Here is a 13,245-nt window from a genome sequence, read left to right as displayed (position 1 = left end):
AATCCGGGAATCGGGCAGCTTGTGGCAAGACACCCTGGATTTCGCTGCGCTCCATCCAGGCTACGCTCGCTCCGTCGCTCTTCGCGCGCCAAGCAACCCGACAGCGAATTGGGCTTGCCTTGCTTGGCGTCCTTTTGCACTCTTGGGGCAAGGAGACCAACGCATGAAGATCATGACTGTCGCGTGTGCACTCGGAACCGCCCTGGTGCTGTGCAATCTCGGAATATCGGATGCCGACGCCCGGACGCGGAAGGCTCGCGTGGTGGATGAACAACGGCTGAGGGTGGATGTCCCCGTGCTCAGGCCGACGCCGTGGGATTACAATATTGTTCCGCGTTATCGTTATCGCCCGGAAGATGACCGGGTCGATCCGTACGGACCGCCTTTGGTGTCGTCGTGGGTGCGGTATGAGGGTTGGCGGTGGCCGTATTGGTGGTGATCCCGTAGCCCGGATGGAGCGAAAGCGTAATCCGGACCATCCGCATCGCACGATCGCCCGCATGGCACGAATCCCGGATTTCGCTTGCGCTCATCCGGGCTACGTCCTTAATCGTCGTCGGCCGCAAGCCGCTGAAACTGCCGCTTCATCGCGTTGACCCTGGCGATATAGCTCGTGACGAGGTGATCGCCGCAACGCTCGTCGGCGATCATCGCAAACTTGCGGCGTGCGTAGGCCGTGGCGGGGCCGGCGCCGCAGAGATGGATGAAGGCGGCCAGATCCTGCCGCTCGCGCGCGCTCGCCTTCACATCACCCGCACGGGCGAGAACATCGGCGACATTGCGATCGAGATACACCGATGCGAGCTCGATGGCGTGGCTCGGAATCGCGCGGACATAGAGGAAGGGAGAGCCGCAGCCGGCTTCCGTGACCGCGTTACTGCGAATACAGAACCGCGCGGCGTCGGCATAGGCTGCGTCCAGCATCTGGAAGAGGCCGACGGCGCTGGAGGCGGGCCGGTAGATCGCGAGCGGATTGAGGCTCCATTGCCAACGCCAGTAGGTGCGCGCGAGCGGATTGCCTGAACTCTCGACCTGCGCCAGTGCGGCCAGCAATTCGGGCGTGATCGTCGCGGTGGCATGCTTGCGGAACAGCGGCCCGTATTGCCGCCAGGTCTCCGATGGCTCCTTGTCGAGCGCGTGGCCGACAAGGACGAACAGCTCGGTCGGCTTGCGCATCGTTTGATAGGCGATGTTCACGAGCGCGACGGCCGCAAGCAGCATCGCCACGGCGCCCCCGATCTGAACCATCCGCGGTGCGCGCGCGAAAGTCTTTCGCATCCATCGCGCGCTACGCCGGAGCTTGCGAAGGCGAGAGAGGAGGGGCTTGCTTCGTGCTGGCATCGGTCTTTTGGGAGTGCATTGCGGAGGCTTTGTAGCTGGTTAACGCGGTCACCAGCTCTTGAAATCCGGCTTCTTTTCTCTCTGGTCGCGTCTTTTCAAGTCGCCGCTCCGTACTCCCACGGCAGCTCGTATCCTTGATGGAAATAACCCGAGGTTGTACTGTGCGCCGCAATAGGGTTAATTTTGTGTGAATGGATCGTTGGAATGACCGTCATTGAAAGCGTGGTGTCGGCGGAAGCTGCGGAGCGGAAGATGCCGCCGGGCGTGCTGGTCGAAGGGCCGGTGGTCGACGCCAAGTTTCGCGATTCCTACATCTCCTTCGTCATCATGATCGGCGGTTCGATCGCGGCGCTGGTCTGGGCGTTCTGGCAAGGCATCGGCTGGGTGGAGGTTTCGGTCTTCGCCGGCACGTTCGCGCTGTCCACGGTCGGGATCGGCTTCATGCATCGCTACTTCGTCCACCGCAGCTTCCGCTGCGGTCCGGTGATGCGGACGTTGTTCGCGGCCATCGCCACCATGGCGGTGCAGGGCTCGATCCTGAAATGGGTGAGCAATCATCGCCGGCACCATCTTCACTCCGACAAGCCGGGCGACGTCCACAGCCCTTACTATGACGGCGACGGCAATCCCTATGTCACCTTCGCCAAGGGGATGATGCATGCGCAAGGCGGCTGGGTGTGGGATCAGGCCACCACCGATGCCGGATACTACGCCAAGGATATCCTGGCCGATCCGATCGCCATGTTCTTCACCAGGACGCGCTGGTACTGGTACGCGCTCTCGGCGGTGATCATTCCGGGCGCGATCGGCTACGCCTTTGGCGGCGTGCACACGATGACCGGCTGCATCCTGTTCTCCGGCCTGTTCCGCAGCTACCTCATGACCATGGCGACATCGCTGGTCAACTCGGTCTGCCACAGCGACGGCCGCTACGGCTACCGCCGCTTCGATCTCGACGACGGCACCACCAACGAGTTCGTGACCACGATCCTCACCTTCGGTGAAGGCCTGCACAACAACCATCACCGGTTTCCGCGCGACGCCTACATTTCGCACGCCTGGTACGAGATCGACATCAACGGCCTGATCATTCTCGGGCTCGGGAAGCTTGGCCTCGTGCACGACATTTTCGCGGCTGGGAGCAGAACGCGTCCTTCTGGCGGTTCAGACGGCGGAGAACGTTCAGTGGCAGATACCGAAGCGATCGTCTAAAGGCTGTAGGATGGGTAGAGCGGAAGCGACCCACCAATCGCCGTCATCGCACGATGGGTTTCGCAAGTGCTCTACCCATCCTTCGGGCTCGGTGCTCGACTACGCCATGGATTTGGCCACACCGATCTAGTGGTGTGCTCACTAGCGCGGGCGCTTTGATGGCCCACGGGGCACGAAGTTTAGGCCGATGAACTATCTGGATCTCATGGACGACCGACGGACACCGGCGCCCTCCAACGCCATCCGCGCGTTGGAGCAACACATCGGTGCGCCGTTGCCCGCGCCCTACAAGGAGCTGCTGGCGCAATCGGACGGCGGCGGCTTCGACCGCTGCGGCGTCGAGCTGCCTTGGCGCAACGACCGCACCGTTTTGGACGTGCTATTCACGACGCATCCGACCGACAGCTACGGCGTCATCGACAATTACGATGTGTATCGGAGCATGAATCGAATCCCCCGGCTGAGCTGCCCCTTCGCACCCGATCCCGGCGGCGATCTGTTCCTGCTGAGTCTGGAGGAGGACAGTTATGGGCAGGTCTTCTACTGGGATCACGAGCATGAACCGGTGGACGGTGGCGACATGTTCGCCGATTTCCCGAACACAAACGAACTCGCGCCCGATCTTGAAACCTTCATCCTCGGCTTGGGAGAGGGGTGAATGGATATGCAGCTAGTAGGATGGGTTGAGCCCTTGCGAAACCCATCGCTTCTGTCGATTAGCTAGCGATGGGTATCCCTTCGCTCCACCCATCCCGCGGGCTCACCAATCCGGATCGCCGTAGTAGGGATCGACCATATAAGGCGGGGGCATCCAGGGCCCGCGCGACGGCGGCCTGGGCCGCCGGGGTGCGGCCGCCTGCGCGTGCGGCCGGGCAGGCGCAGCGGTATCGTTGTTGATTGCGCTCCGCACGGCGGGTTTCGCGGGTGCGGGTGCGGATGAAGATGCGGATGACGTCGTCGGCTCCTTTTGCAGCGCCTGGACCTGTGCGGCGAGGCGTGCGTTAGCCGCCGCATCCTTCTCCTGCGCCGCCTTGAGCTGTTGAATGGTGTCGGCCTGCTCGCGCAGCGTCTGCTCGTTGCGGCTCTTCAGTTGCTCGAGCTTTCCGTTCATGCTCGCAAGCTCGCTGGTGATGGTCTTGAGCGATTGCGCGAGATCGGACGACGAGGGGGCAGGTGCTGTGGCGCCAGTTCTTGAAGCGTCGGGCCTTGGAGCGTCAAACCCTGCATTGCTCTCAGTGTCCTTGCCGACCGGCGGCGCGGGCACCGTGCCGGGCTCATCCGCGGCAGCCAGCTGCACGGCCGCCGGTTGCGCCGGACTTTCAACCGCGGACGCTTGCGGAGGCCGAGTGGCGGCCGGTGGAGCCCATCGCGCCATGATCGATTTGGTCATCGACCTGGCCTGATCGCTATATTGCGAAGCGAAGGCTGCACCGAGAATGCCGATCGCCAGCACGAGACCGACCAGAGCACGCAGCATGGGCCGATCTCCCTTCAGGCCTTGGTTGCGAACCTCGCTATCTGGCGCCGGCGCCGCGGCCTTGGGAGTCTTGTCCTCGGGAATCTTGTCCTTGGGAGCCTGGATAGTCTCCGCACCGGCGCTTGCTCCCGAGACCCGCGGGCCTTCGCTGCCGCGTTCCATTCCGGAAACCAGCCGGTCCAGCCGCGCAAGGTCTTGCTCTGCGCTCTTGATCCGGTCGTAAGCCCGCGCCAGCCCGCCATCGGCGCGCACCTCGTCCGGCTTGGGAGCGTCCGGCTTAGGGGCATCAGGCTTGTGGTCGTCAGGTTTGGGGTCGTTCGTCTCGGGCACCGATGCGCTCTCGATCCAGTCGGGCGTCAATGGGAGTGCGGCAGTCCGATCGGAACGATAGGACTCGCCGCCGTCCAACACAACGCGCGTGCGAAGGAGAAATTATGGCGGGCTCGGGGGCGGGCGTGGGCATTGCCGAACCGGCATGCGTCGGGAGCGTCAGGTACATGAGCGAAATCGGTGTGGCTCCCGCTGATGCCCTATGTAGGTCAGCGTGACAGTTTCGCTGTCTCGTTATGAACTCGGCCGCCAGATCGCAACGGCCCGCATTGTTCTAAATCAACAAAACCCGCTGATTGGAGAATTACGCTGACGCACCGTTCCAATCCAGGAAGGAGAGTGGACATGTCGCGCCGAACCATCGTTTCACTTACCGCATCCGCAATCATTGGCATCGCCTGCATCGCGACTGTTTCGACCGACGCCTTCGCGTATCGAAGAGGCGTCGGGGTTGGTCGAGTTGGTGTTCATCACGGCGGTGTCTATCGCGGTGGCGTCTATCGTGGTGCAGTCGTGCGCCGCGGAGTTGCCGTGGGCGTCGGAGCTGCTGCGGTTGGTGCGGCAGCTTACGGTGCCTACGGAGCCTACGGCGGCTATCGCCGCTGCGGCTACGAACCTTACCCGCCTTGCTACTAGCCGGTCTTGTAGCCGGTCTTGGCGCAGCGGCCAGAGCACCGATGGGTCGGCTGTGCGCGGAGCACCTCTCTCCGAGCGGGGAGAGGTGATCCGAGTTCCGGGCCCGCACACACGCGATCCGAGCTGTGCTCGCTTCACCGTGCGTATTGGCGCGTCTGTTGCTCGACAGGTCGACTTCTAGCGAGGCGTGCGTGCCATCTTCGCCGGCCGCCACCATGAGAGGTTGAACGCCGAAAAGTCAATCGCTGCGTGCATTCGCGGCGACCAGGAAAAAGCGGCAAAGCTGCGGCTGTCAAGGATACATCAGGGTAGAACGGAGCTTATCCCCGTAATAAACCCAATGCCGTTAGGGGTTCTGGGTGCGTATGGGAGGATCAATAATGGCAAACGTCGAACAATTGCGCAGGCGGGACGGAGTAAACCTGGTCCAGCTCGAGGAGGACATTGCATCGATACGCTCGGGAAGCTCTCTTGCTTCCATTGCGCTGCCTGATTACGTCGAGCACACCGCGGGCGTGACGCGCGTCGGCGCGCTCAGTGCAGAGGCGGTCGTTCGGGACTATGAGTCCGCTGCAAAAGAGATCGAGGCCATGGGCACCGAGTTGATCGACGCCGCGCAAAAATGCGAGGCGCTGACAGCCCAGGTCCATGATGCGATCGCCTTCATGCGAGAAACGGCGGCGGAGTATCGTGAAGAGGGTCGGAAGATCTTCAGGCGCATCGAAGAATGTGCGCTGTTCACCGAAGACGTCCGCAAGACATGCGAACAGGTCAAGCGCAGAATGGTCGACGTCTCGCTAGGCTCATCGTCCAACGAGGAGTTCGCATCGCAACAGCCCGAGTTGAACGGGATCGCCGCCAAGGTGTCGATGAGCGAGATACGGTGAGGCGGGCGTAGATAGCGCGTAGGGTGGGTTGAGCTCAAGGTCGTAGGATGGGTTGAGCCCTTACGAGACCCATCATCTCTCGCCGATCGAGCGGTGATGGGTATCGCTTCGCTCCACCCGAGCTGGAGCCAACAATCAATAGCGGCCGCCGTGGCCCTTTTGCTGCGTGATCCAGTCCGACAATGTTGTCGGTGTCGATCCCACGGTCCGGCCCGGTGATGCCTTCGGATTGTCGCGAACGCCTTTCGTCGGACGGGTGCGCGGCGGTTCCGTTCCGTTGACGCTCTTCGAGCCAGCCATAGATGCTTCCGCAGCTTCCTTCTCGAGGCGCAGCTGTTTCAATCGCGCCATCTTGATGCGCTCTGCCTCGACTGCGGGTCCTTCGGAGAGCAGCGGCCTGTGTTGAGCGACCTCCGCCGGGACGATGACACCGAGTATCGTCGTCTCGCCGAGCGCCTTGCAGGCTTCGAGCCGATGCAGTCCCTCGACCAGAACGAGGCGGTCTCCGTCGAGCCGGACGGAAATGGGTTCCTGTTGTCCGATGTCCAGCATACTTTCAGCGATCTCTCCGACGGTCTCGGGCTTGATGGCTTTCTTCTGCTTCGTGGGAACGAAGATCTTCTCGATCGGGAAGCTTTCCGGTTTGGGCATTACTTGACTCCGCTTCTACCGGGCCCGTCGGAACCGATGCCGGCGGTGGTCGGAGTTTAGGAGGGAAGGGCTCGACCGCAAAGGTAATTTCGGCGGCAGGGTGTTGATGAGCTCGCAGGATGGGTTGAGCCCTTGCGAAACCCATCCCTTCTGTGGATTTGGCGGCGATGGGTATCGCTTCGCTCCACCCATCCTACGTGCTGTCGCCGCAATACCGAGCACATGTCGCTGTCGTAGACCTCGGGCTTGCCTGCAGCTTCCGGGCGACGCATCCGCAGGGCGGATCGGCCACTTAGGCGGCGTGTTCCGGGGAGCGCGTGACATCGCCGCGTCCCGCGAGAAGGCCGGCAACGGAGATATCTTCGTCAAGCGCTTCCCAGTGCAGGCCGACGCGGCTGAGCTCGACCTGGTTGCGTTCGTCTGGCGTTGCATGGAGCAGGCGCGGAAACCACGCAAGCGGGATCCCGAGTGTCCTTCCATCGGACAGTTCGACCCACATCGTGTGTTCGTCGAAGCGAACGCTAGTTGCCGAAATGGTCATGCCAGGCCTTCAGGAGAAGATCGCGATTGTCTTCCACGACGCGCAGGATATTCGAAAGTTCCCGCGGATTGAACCCATAACTGTCGGCTATTGATATGCCAGGCTCAAGCCAAATCTTGGCGTCCCGGCCGCCGCCTTTGACATGAATATGGGGCAGCTCGGGTGGCTGCCCCTCATTTGAGAAGAAGTAGTAACGCAAGCCGCCCTGGCGTAATGCAACTGGCATCAATGCCTCCGGGCGGCTTGCGCTATTGGTATCAGCTGCACCCCGTCGTGCTGCCGCACGTATCGCACTTCATGCACGTGCCATTCCGCACCAGCGTGAAGTTGCCGCACTCGCTGCACATCTCGCCCTCATAGCCCTTGGCTTTGGCTTCCGCGCGGCGCTCGGCCTTGCTGGGCACTGCGACTTGCGCGCTGCCGGCCTTGCTCCATTGCAGGGCTTCCAACTTCTCGGTGGGCGAGAGGTCGTGGGCCACTTCCTGCTTCAGCGCGACCGCGCCTTCCAGGACGTCGCCGGCACGGCCCGCGCCGTGGGAGGCGAGCGAGGTGACCTTGCTGCCGCCCGCCGGTGCGCTGTCGTTGCCTTGCGCGACCGCGGTCGAGCCGCCGCGCATCACCACGAGGTTGTCGGTGCGGGAGCGGGTGAGGCCGCGCGACACCAGCTTGGAGGCGCGCTGGCCGTGATCATCAGGCTCCTTGCCTTCCTCGACGCCCTTGCCGAGCACGTCGAACCCGGTCTCACTGGGATCGACATGGGCGAGGTCGAAGCGGCTGAGATAGCTCACCGCCAGCTCGCGGAAGACGTAGTCGAGGATCGAGGTCGCATATTTGATGCTGTCGTTGCCCTGCACCGGGCCCGCCGGCTCGAAGCGGGTGAAGGTGAAGGCGTCGACATATTCGTCGAGCGGCACGCCGTACTGGAGACCCAGCGACACCGCGATGGCGAAGTTGTTGATGAAGGAGCGCAGTGCGGCGCCTTCCTTGTGCATGTCGATGAAGATCTCGCCGATACGGCCGTCGTCATACTCGCCGGTACGCAGATACACCTTGTGGCCGCCGACGACCGCCTTCTGGGTGTAGCCCTTGCGGCGATCCGGCATCTTCTCGCGCTCGCGCATCACGATGATGCGCTCGACCAGCTTCTCGACGATCTTTTCCGAGACCTGGGCGGTGCGGGCCGCCATCGGCTTGTCGTAGAGATGATCGACCGCATCGTCCTCGTCCTCATCATCGCTGATGAGCTGCGAGTTGAGCGGCTGGCTGAGCTTGGAGCCGTCGCGATAGAGCGCGTTGGCCTTCAGCGCCAGCTTCCACGACAGCATGTAGGCGGACTTGCAGTCCTCTACAGTTGCGTCGTTCGGCATGTTGATGGTCTTGGAGATCGCACCCGAGATGAAGGGCTGCGCCGCCGACATCATGCGGATGTGGCTCTCGACCGAGAGATAGCGCTTGCCGACCTTGCCGCAGGGGTTGGCGCAGTCGAACACCGGATAATGTTCGGCCTTGAGGTGCGGGGCACCTTCCACCGTCATCGCGCCGCAGATGTGGACGTTGGCCGCCTCGATCTCGCGCTTGGTGAAGCCGACGGCTTGGAGCAGGTCGAAGCCGGGGGCCGCGATCGCCTCTGCGCCGATGCCGAGCTGGTCGCGGATGAAGTCCTCGCCAAAAGTCCATTTGTTGAAGGCGAACTTGATGTCGAACGCGGTCGGCAGCGCCTTTTCGACCTTGGCGATGGCTTCGTCGGTGAAGCCCTTGGCCTTCAGCGTCGAGGCGTTGATGCCCGGCGCGTTGGAGAGCGAGCCGTGGCCGACGGCGTAGGCCTCGATCTCCGCGATCTCGCTCTCGCGATAGCCGAGCGCGCGAAGCGCTGCCGGGACCGCGCGGTTGATGATTTTGAAGTAGCCGCCGCCGGCGAGCTTCTTGAATTTCACCAGCGCAAAATCAGGCTCGATGCCGGTGGTGTCGCAATCCATCACGAGGCCGATCGTGCCGGTCGGCGCGATCACCGTGGTCTGGGCGTTGCGATAGCCGTGCTTCTCGCCGAGCTCGAGCGCCGCATCCCAGGCGGCTTGCGCATGCGTGACGAGGTCTCCTTGCGGGCAGGACACCAGGTCCATCGGCACGGGGTTGACGCTCAGCGCCTCGTAGCCGTTGGACTGGCCATGGGCGGCGCGGCGGTGATTGCGGATCACGCGCAGCATGTGCGCGGCGTTCTTTTTGTAGCCGGGGAAGGTGCCGAGCTCGGCCGCCATCTCGGCCGAAGTCTTGTAGGTGATGCCGGTCATGATCGCGGTCAGCGCGCCGGCGATCGCGCGGCCTTCTTTGCTGTCATAAGACAGACCCATGGTCATCAGGAGGCCGCCGATATTGGCGTAGCCGAGGCCGAGCGTGCGGAACTCGTAGGAGAGCTCGGCGATCGACTTCGACGGGAACTGCGCCATCATCACCGAGATTTCGAGCACGATGGTCCAGAGCCGGCAGAGGTGCTCGTAGCCTTCGACGTCGAAGCGCTTGGAGGGGACGTCGTAGAACGTCAGCAGATTGGCAGAGGCGAGGTTGCACGCCGTGTCGTCCAGGAACATGTATTCCGAGCACGGATTGGAGGCGCGGATGTCGCCGGACGCCTTGCAGGTGTGCCAGTCGTTCATGGTGGTGTTGAAGTGCAGGCCCGGGTCGGCCGACGCCCAGGCGGCGTAGCCGATCTTTTCCCAGAGGTCGCGCGCCTTCAGCGTCTTGGTGATCTTCTTGGTGGTGCGCCCGACGAGATTCCAGTCGCCGTCGGTCTCGACCGCGCGCAGGAAGTCGTCCTTCAGCGACACCGAATTGTTGGAGTTCTGGCCTGATACCGTGAGGTAGGCTTCCGAATCCCAGTCGGTGTCGTAGACGTCGAACTGGATGTCCTTGTAGCCTTGCTTCGCGAACTGGATGACGCGCTTGATGTAATTGTCAGGCACGAGGCTGCGGCGCGCGAGCTTGATCTCGCGGCGGAGCGCCGGGTTCTTCTCGGGATCGAAGCAATCGTCGCCCGAGCCTTCGCAATTGACGCAGGCCTTGAGCACCGCCTTGAGGTGCTTCTGGTTGATCTTGGAGCCGGTGACGAGAGCCGCGACCTTCTGCTCCTCCTTCACCTTCCAGTCGATATAGGTCTCGATGTCGGGGTGATCGACGTCGACGACGACCATCTTGGCGGCGCGGCGCGTGGTGCCGCCGGACTTGATCGCGCCCGCGGCGCGGTCGCCGATCTTGAGGAAGCTCATCAGGCCGGACGAGCGGCCGCCGCCAGAGAGGCGTTCGCCTTCGCCGCGCAGGCGCGAGAAGTTGGAGCCGGTGCCGGAGCCGTATTTGAACAGGCGGGCTTCGCGGACCCAGAGGTCCATGATGCCGCCCTCGTTGACGAGGTCGTCACCGACGCCCTGGATGAAGCAGGCGTGCGGCTGCGGATGCTCGTAGGAGGATTTCGACCGGGTCAGCTTGCCGGTGAAGGGGTCGACGTAATAATGGCCCTGGCCGGGGCCGTCGATGCCATAGGCCCAATGAAGCCCGGTGTTGAACCATTGCGGCGAGTTCGGCGCGACCATCTGCATGGTCAGCATGTAGCGGAGCTCGTCGTAGAAGGTCTGGGCGTCCTCGTCGGAGGAGAAGTAGTTGCCCTTCCAGCCCCAATAGGTCCAGCAGCCGGCGAGACGGTCGAACACCTGCTTGGCCGAGAGCTCGCTGACGAAGCGCTCTTTCTCGGGCAGGAGGGCGAGCGCCTCGGTGTCGGGCACGGAGCGCCACAGGAAGGAGGGAACGGATTCTTCCTCGACCTTCTTCAGGCGCGCGGCAACGCCGGCCTTGCGGAAGTACTTCTGGGCGAGGACGTCGGAGGCGACCTGCGACCACGCGGTCGGGACCTCGACATTGTCGAGCTTGAACACGACCGAGCCGTCGGGATTCCTGATCTCCGACGTGGTGAGCCGGAACTCGATGCCGGCGTAAGGTGACTGTCCCGAAGTGGTGTGGCGCCGCTCAATCCGCATGGTCTTGCCCCGTCCTATCTTTGACCGGACCGCCTCCGTTCAGGCGTACCGGGTCATCATTTCATTTCGCGGTGCTCGAGGCCGCCTGGCCCTTGGCATCGCAGTTCAGCCGGTAGACCCGGCCCATTTTCTCCCGACGCGATTCCTCGATGCGCGCACCGATCATCCGCCGGCACGTCCAGACCCATCCGCCCCAAAGGGATGAGCCCGACATGCGTTCAACGCCCCACAACGTCACGTCTTCAACCATTGCCATCCGGGCCTGTTTCCAGCCCGTTCAGGCGCCCGAAAAGTCCGCTCTCGCCGGGCAGACAAGCCCGTATCCCGCTGCCTTTGTCTGGCTTGGCGGAGTGCTGTTTTGCAGACCCTTTGGGGGAGTGCCGGCGGGACGCAAACACACTCGCGCCGAACGGATCGAAAACTAGGACTCTCCGTTACGCCCGTCAAGAACTAGTGCGAGTTCCTGAATCAAATACTAAATATGGTGGATTGTGGGGGATAACAGGGGGCAGGCCCGCGCCTGTTGTTGAGCCAAGTATCAGTGAGTCCTCAGGGATTCCCAACCAAAAAAATTTCCATCTTGGGGCGCCGCTGAGGCTTCACCCCGCTGTTCACAGGGCAGGTATATTTTTGAATGGCGGGCTTGCCTCCGGGGGACTCACGTAGGGCTACGGAAGGTGAGGGCAGGCATTCCCGCCGGGGTGGTGGTGGGAGGGGCGAATCCGCGCCAAGCTCGATCAGATTTTGCCGGACTACCCACATGCTTGATTCGACTCGGCCGGTGCTGCGAGCGCGCATCGCCCCGGCCGGCCTGATGTTCCTCGCCATCACCTCGGTGGGCTGGGGCTTCAACTGGCCGGTGACGAAATTCCTGTTGTCCGAGCTGCCGCCGCTGACCTTGCGCGGGGTGACCGGCGTGTTGGGCGCGGTGCTGCTGGCGGCGCTGGCGCTGATGCGCGCTGACAGCCTCAGGGTCCCGCGCGAGATCTGGCCGCGCCTTGTGACCGCCGCGGTCCTCAACGTCACCGGCTGGATGGTGCTGATGGGCCTGGCGCTGCTGTGGCTGCCGGCGAGCGAAGCGGCGCTGATCGCCTACACCATGCCGGTCTGGGCCTCGCTGATCGCCTGGCCGGTGCTGGGCGAGCGGCCGACCTTGTTGCGCACCATCGCGCTGGTGATGGCTTTTGCCGGCCTCGCCTCGATCATGGGCGGCAACGGCTTTGCCGCCACCGCGGACAAGCTGCCGGGCATCATCATGGCGCTGTGCGGCGCACTCGGCTTCGCACTCGGCACGGTGTTTTCGAAGAAGTACCCGATCCGTCTGCCGCCGATCACGGCCGCGGCCTGGCAGATCGGGATCGGCTGCCTGCCGATCACGATCATCGGCCTCGCCGTCGAGACCACGCATCTGGAGCTGGTGACGCCGGTCGGATGGTGGCTGCTGGTCTATTCGACCGTGGTGCAGTTCTGCATCGCCTATGTCAGCTGGTTCGCTGCCCTTGCGCGCCTGCCGGCCTCGGTCGCCGCGATCGGGACCATGGCAGTGCCTGTCATCGGCGTGGTGGCGTCCGCGATCGCGCTCCACGAGCCGTTGGGAGCAGGGCAGATCGCCGCGCTGATCTTCACGCTGGCGGCGGTGGTGCTGGCGACGCGGTAATAGGGCGCGGACTCATGAAGTTTGGCCGCCCGATGTCCGCCTTGCTGCGGCTGACGATTTCGAACATGTGAAGGCGGCGAGCTTCCAAAGTTCCGCCGCCCGTGGGATGTTCGGGCCATGAATCTGCGGCGATTGCTCAGAGTTGCGTTCGCGGTCTTGGTGACCGTCGGTTTGACGTTGGCGCCCTTGGCGGCGCCGTCGGCCGCTGCGCAAGCTCGTCTTGACGGCATGAGCGACATGTCGATGTCGGCCGACATGCCCTGTTGCCCCAACGACCAGAAGAGCAATGACTGCCTGGACTGCCCGCTGGTTGCGATGTGCGTTCTGAAGACGACCCAGGCGGGACCCTCCGAGGCCGTCGCTTTGCCGCTGCGACACGCGATCCGGACCACCCACTCGGTGGCGGACGATTTGGTCGGCGACGGTTTGGTCCGTCCACCTCCCGACCAACCCCCTCGAACCCTGGCCTGAGCGGCGCTTGACGCCGATCG

14 protein-coding genes are annotated in these 13,245 nt (G+C 63.3%); 7 read left to right on the top strand and 7 right to left on the bottom strand.

The genetic code is table 11. The features are described from left to right. Positions 1–163: 163 nt before the first annotated feature. Positions 164–439 (top strand): hypothetical protein, encoded by a 276-nt coding sequence (locus AC0L3K_RS08980; protein WP_083869795.1) that lies wholly within the window; start codon positions 164–166, stop codon positions 437–439. A 107-nt stretch (positions 440–546) separates the two neighbouring features. Here the strand turns inward: AC0L3K_RS08980 and AC0L3K_RS08975 are convergent, their stop codons facing one another. Then, positions 547–1,278 carry a transglycosylase SLT domain-containing protein gene (locus AC0L3K_RS08975; RefSeq protein WP_376707513.1) on the bottom strand — a complete coding sequence of 244 codons (732 nt, stop codon included), beginning with the start codon at positions 1,276–1,278 and terminating at the stop codon, positions 547–549. A 267-nt stretch (positions 1,279–1,545) separates the two neighbouring features. Between AC0L3K_RS08975 and AC0L3K_RS08970 the strand changes: the two genes are divergently transcribed. Both AC0L3K_RS08970 and AC0L3K_RS08965 read left to right on the top strand, forming a co-directional pair. After that, positions 1,546–2,553: an acyl-CoA desaturase gene (locus tag AC0L3K_RS08970; RefSeq protein WP_219683919.1), complete on the top strand. Its 1,008-nt coding sequence runs from the start codon at positions 1,546–1,548 to the stop codon at positions 2,551–2,553. Between the two features lie 187 nt (positions 2,554–2,740). Further along, positions 2,741–3,211, top strand: a complete 471-nt coding sequence (locus AC0L3K_RS08965) for an SMI1/KNR4 family protein (RefSeq protein WP_007591679.1) — start codon at positions 2,741–2,743, stop codon at positions 3,209–3,211. Positions 3,212–3,313: 102 nt separating this feature from the next. Here AC0L3K_RS08965 and AC0L3K_RS08960 read toward each other — a convergent pair whose 3' ends face one another. Continuing rightward, positions 3,314–4,360: a hypothetical protein gene (locus AC0L3K_RS08960; RefSeq protein ID WP_473365778.1), complete on the bottom strand. Its 1,047-nt coding sequence runs from the start codon at positions 4,358–4,360 to the stop codon at positions 3,314–3,316. Positions 4,361–4,705: 345 nt separating this feature from the next. Between AC0L3K_RS08960 and AC0L3K_RS08955 the strand changes: the two genes are divergently transcribed. Further along, entirely contained in the window at positions 4,706–4,996 is a 291-nt protein-coding gene (locus AC0L3K_RS08955) for a hypothetical protein (protein ID WP_219683921.1), read from the top strand. A gap of 380 nt (positions 4,997–5,376) precedes the next feature. Next, entirely contained in the window at positions 5,377–5,883 is a 507-nt protein-coding gene (locus AC0L3K_RS08950; RefSeq protein WP_007591674.1) for a hypothetical protein, read from the top strand. A gap of 135 nt (positions 5,884–6,018) precedes the next feature. Here the strand turns inward: AC0L3K_RS08950 and AC0L3K_RS08945 are convergent, their stop codons facing one another. From AC0L3K_RS08945 to AC0L3K_RS08925, 5 genes are all read right to left on the bottom strand, one after another. Continuing rightward, positions 6,019–6,534, bottom strand: a complete 516-nt coding sequence (locus AC0L3K_RS08945; RefSeq protein ID WP_219683922.1) for a ParB N-terminal domain-containing protein — start codon at positions 6,532–6,534, stop codon at positions 6,019–6,021. A gap of 292 nt (positions 6,535–6,826) precedes the next feature. Continuing rightward, positions 6,827–7,075 (bottom strand): DUF2442 domain-containing protein, encoded by a 249-nt coding sequence (locus AC0L3K_RS08940; protein ID WP_007591670.1) that lies wholly within the window; start codon positions 7,073–7,075, stop codon positions 6,827–6,829. Continuing rightward, positions 7,056–7,301, bottom strand: coding sequence for a DUF4160 domain-containing protein (locus AC0L3K_RS08935; RefSeq protein WP_007591667.1), 246 nt, complete (start codon positions 7,299–7,301; stop codon positions 7,056–7,058). The genes AC0L3K_RS08940 and AC0L3K_RS08935 overlap by 20 nt, the downstream gene beginning before the upstream one ends. 31 nt (positions 7,302–7,332) lie before the next feature. After that, positions 7,333–11,097 carry a vitamin B12-dependent ribonucleotide reductase gene (locus AC0L3K_RS08930; protein ID WP_473365777.1) on the bottom strand — a complete coding sequence of 1,255 codons (3,765 nt, stop codon included), beginning with the start codon at positions 11,095–11,097 and terminating at the stop codon, positions 7,333–7,335. Between the two features lie 61 nt (positions 11,098–11,158). Continuing rightward, on the bottom strand, positions 11,159–11,347 hold the full coding sequence (locus tag AC0L3K_RS08925; RefSeq protein ID WP_473365776.1) for a hypothetical protein: 189 nt from the start codon (positions 11,345–11,347) through the stop codon (positions 11,159–11,161). Positions 11,348–11,857: 510 nt separating this feature from the next. Here AC0L3K_RS08925 and AC0L3K_RS08920 point away from each other — a divergent pair. Both AC0L3K_RS08920 and AC0L3K_RS08915 read left to right on the top strand, forming a co-directional pair. Continuing rightward, the gene (locus AC0L3K_RS08920) at positions 11,858–12,754 is read left to right on the top strand and encodes a DMT family transporter (RefSeq protein WP_219683925.1); all 897 of its coding nucleotides are present in this window, start codon (positions 11,858–11,860) and stop codon (positions 12,752–12,754) included. Between the two features lie 117 nt (positions 12,755–12,871). Next, entirely contained in the window at positions 12,872–13,225 is a 354-nt protein-coding gene (locus AC0L3K_RS08915; protein ID WP_219683926.1) for a hypothetical protein, read from the top strand. Positions 13,226–13,245: the final 20 nt, after the last annotated feature.

Source organism: Bradyrhizobium sp. MI1.10 (assembly GCF_055811035.1).
This window is presented reverse-complemented; position numbering and strand designations above follow the sequence as displayed.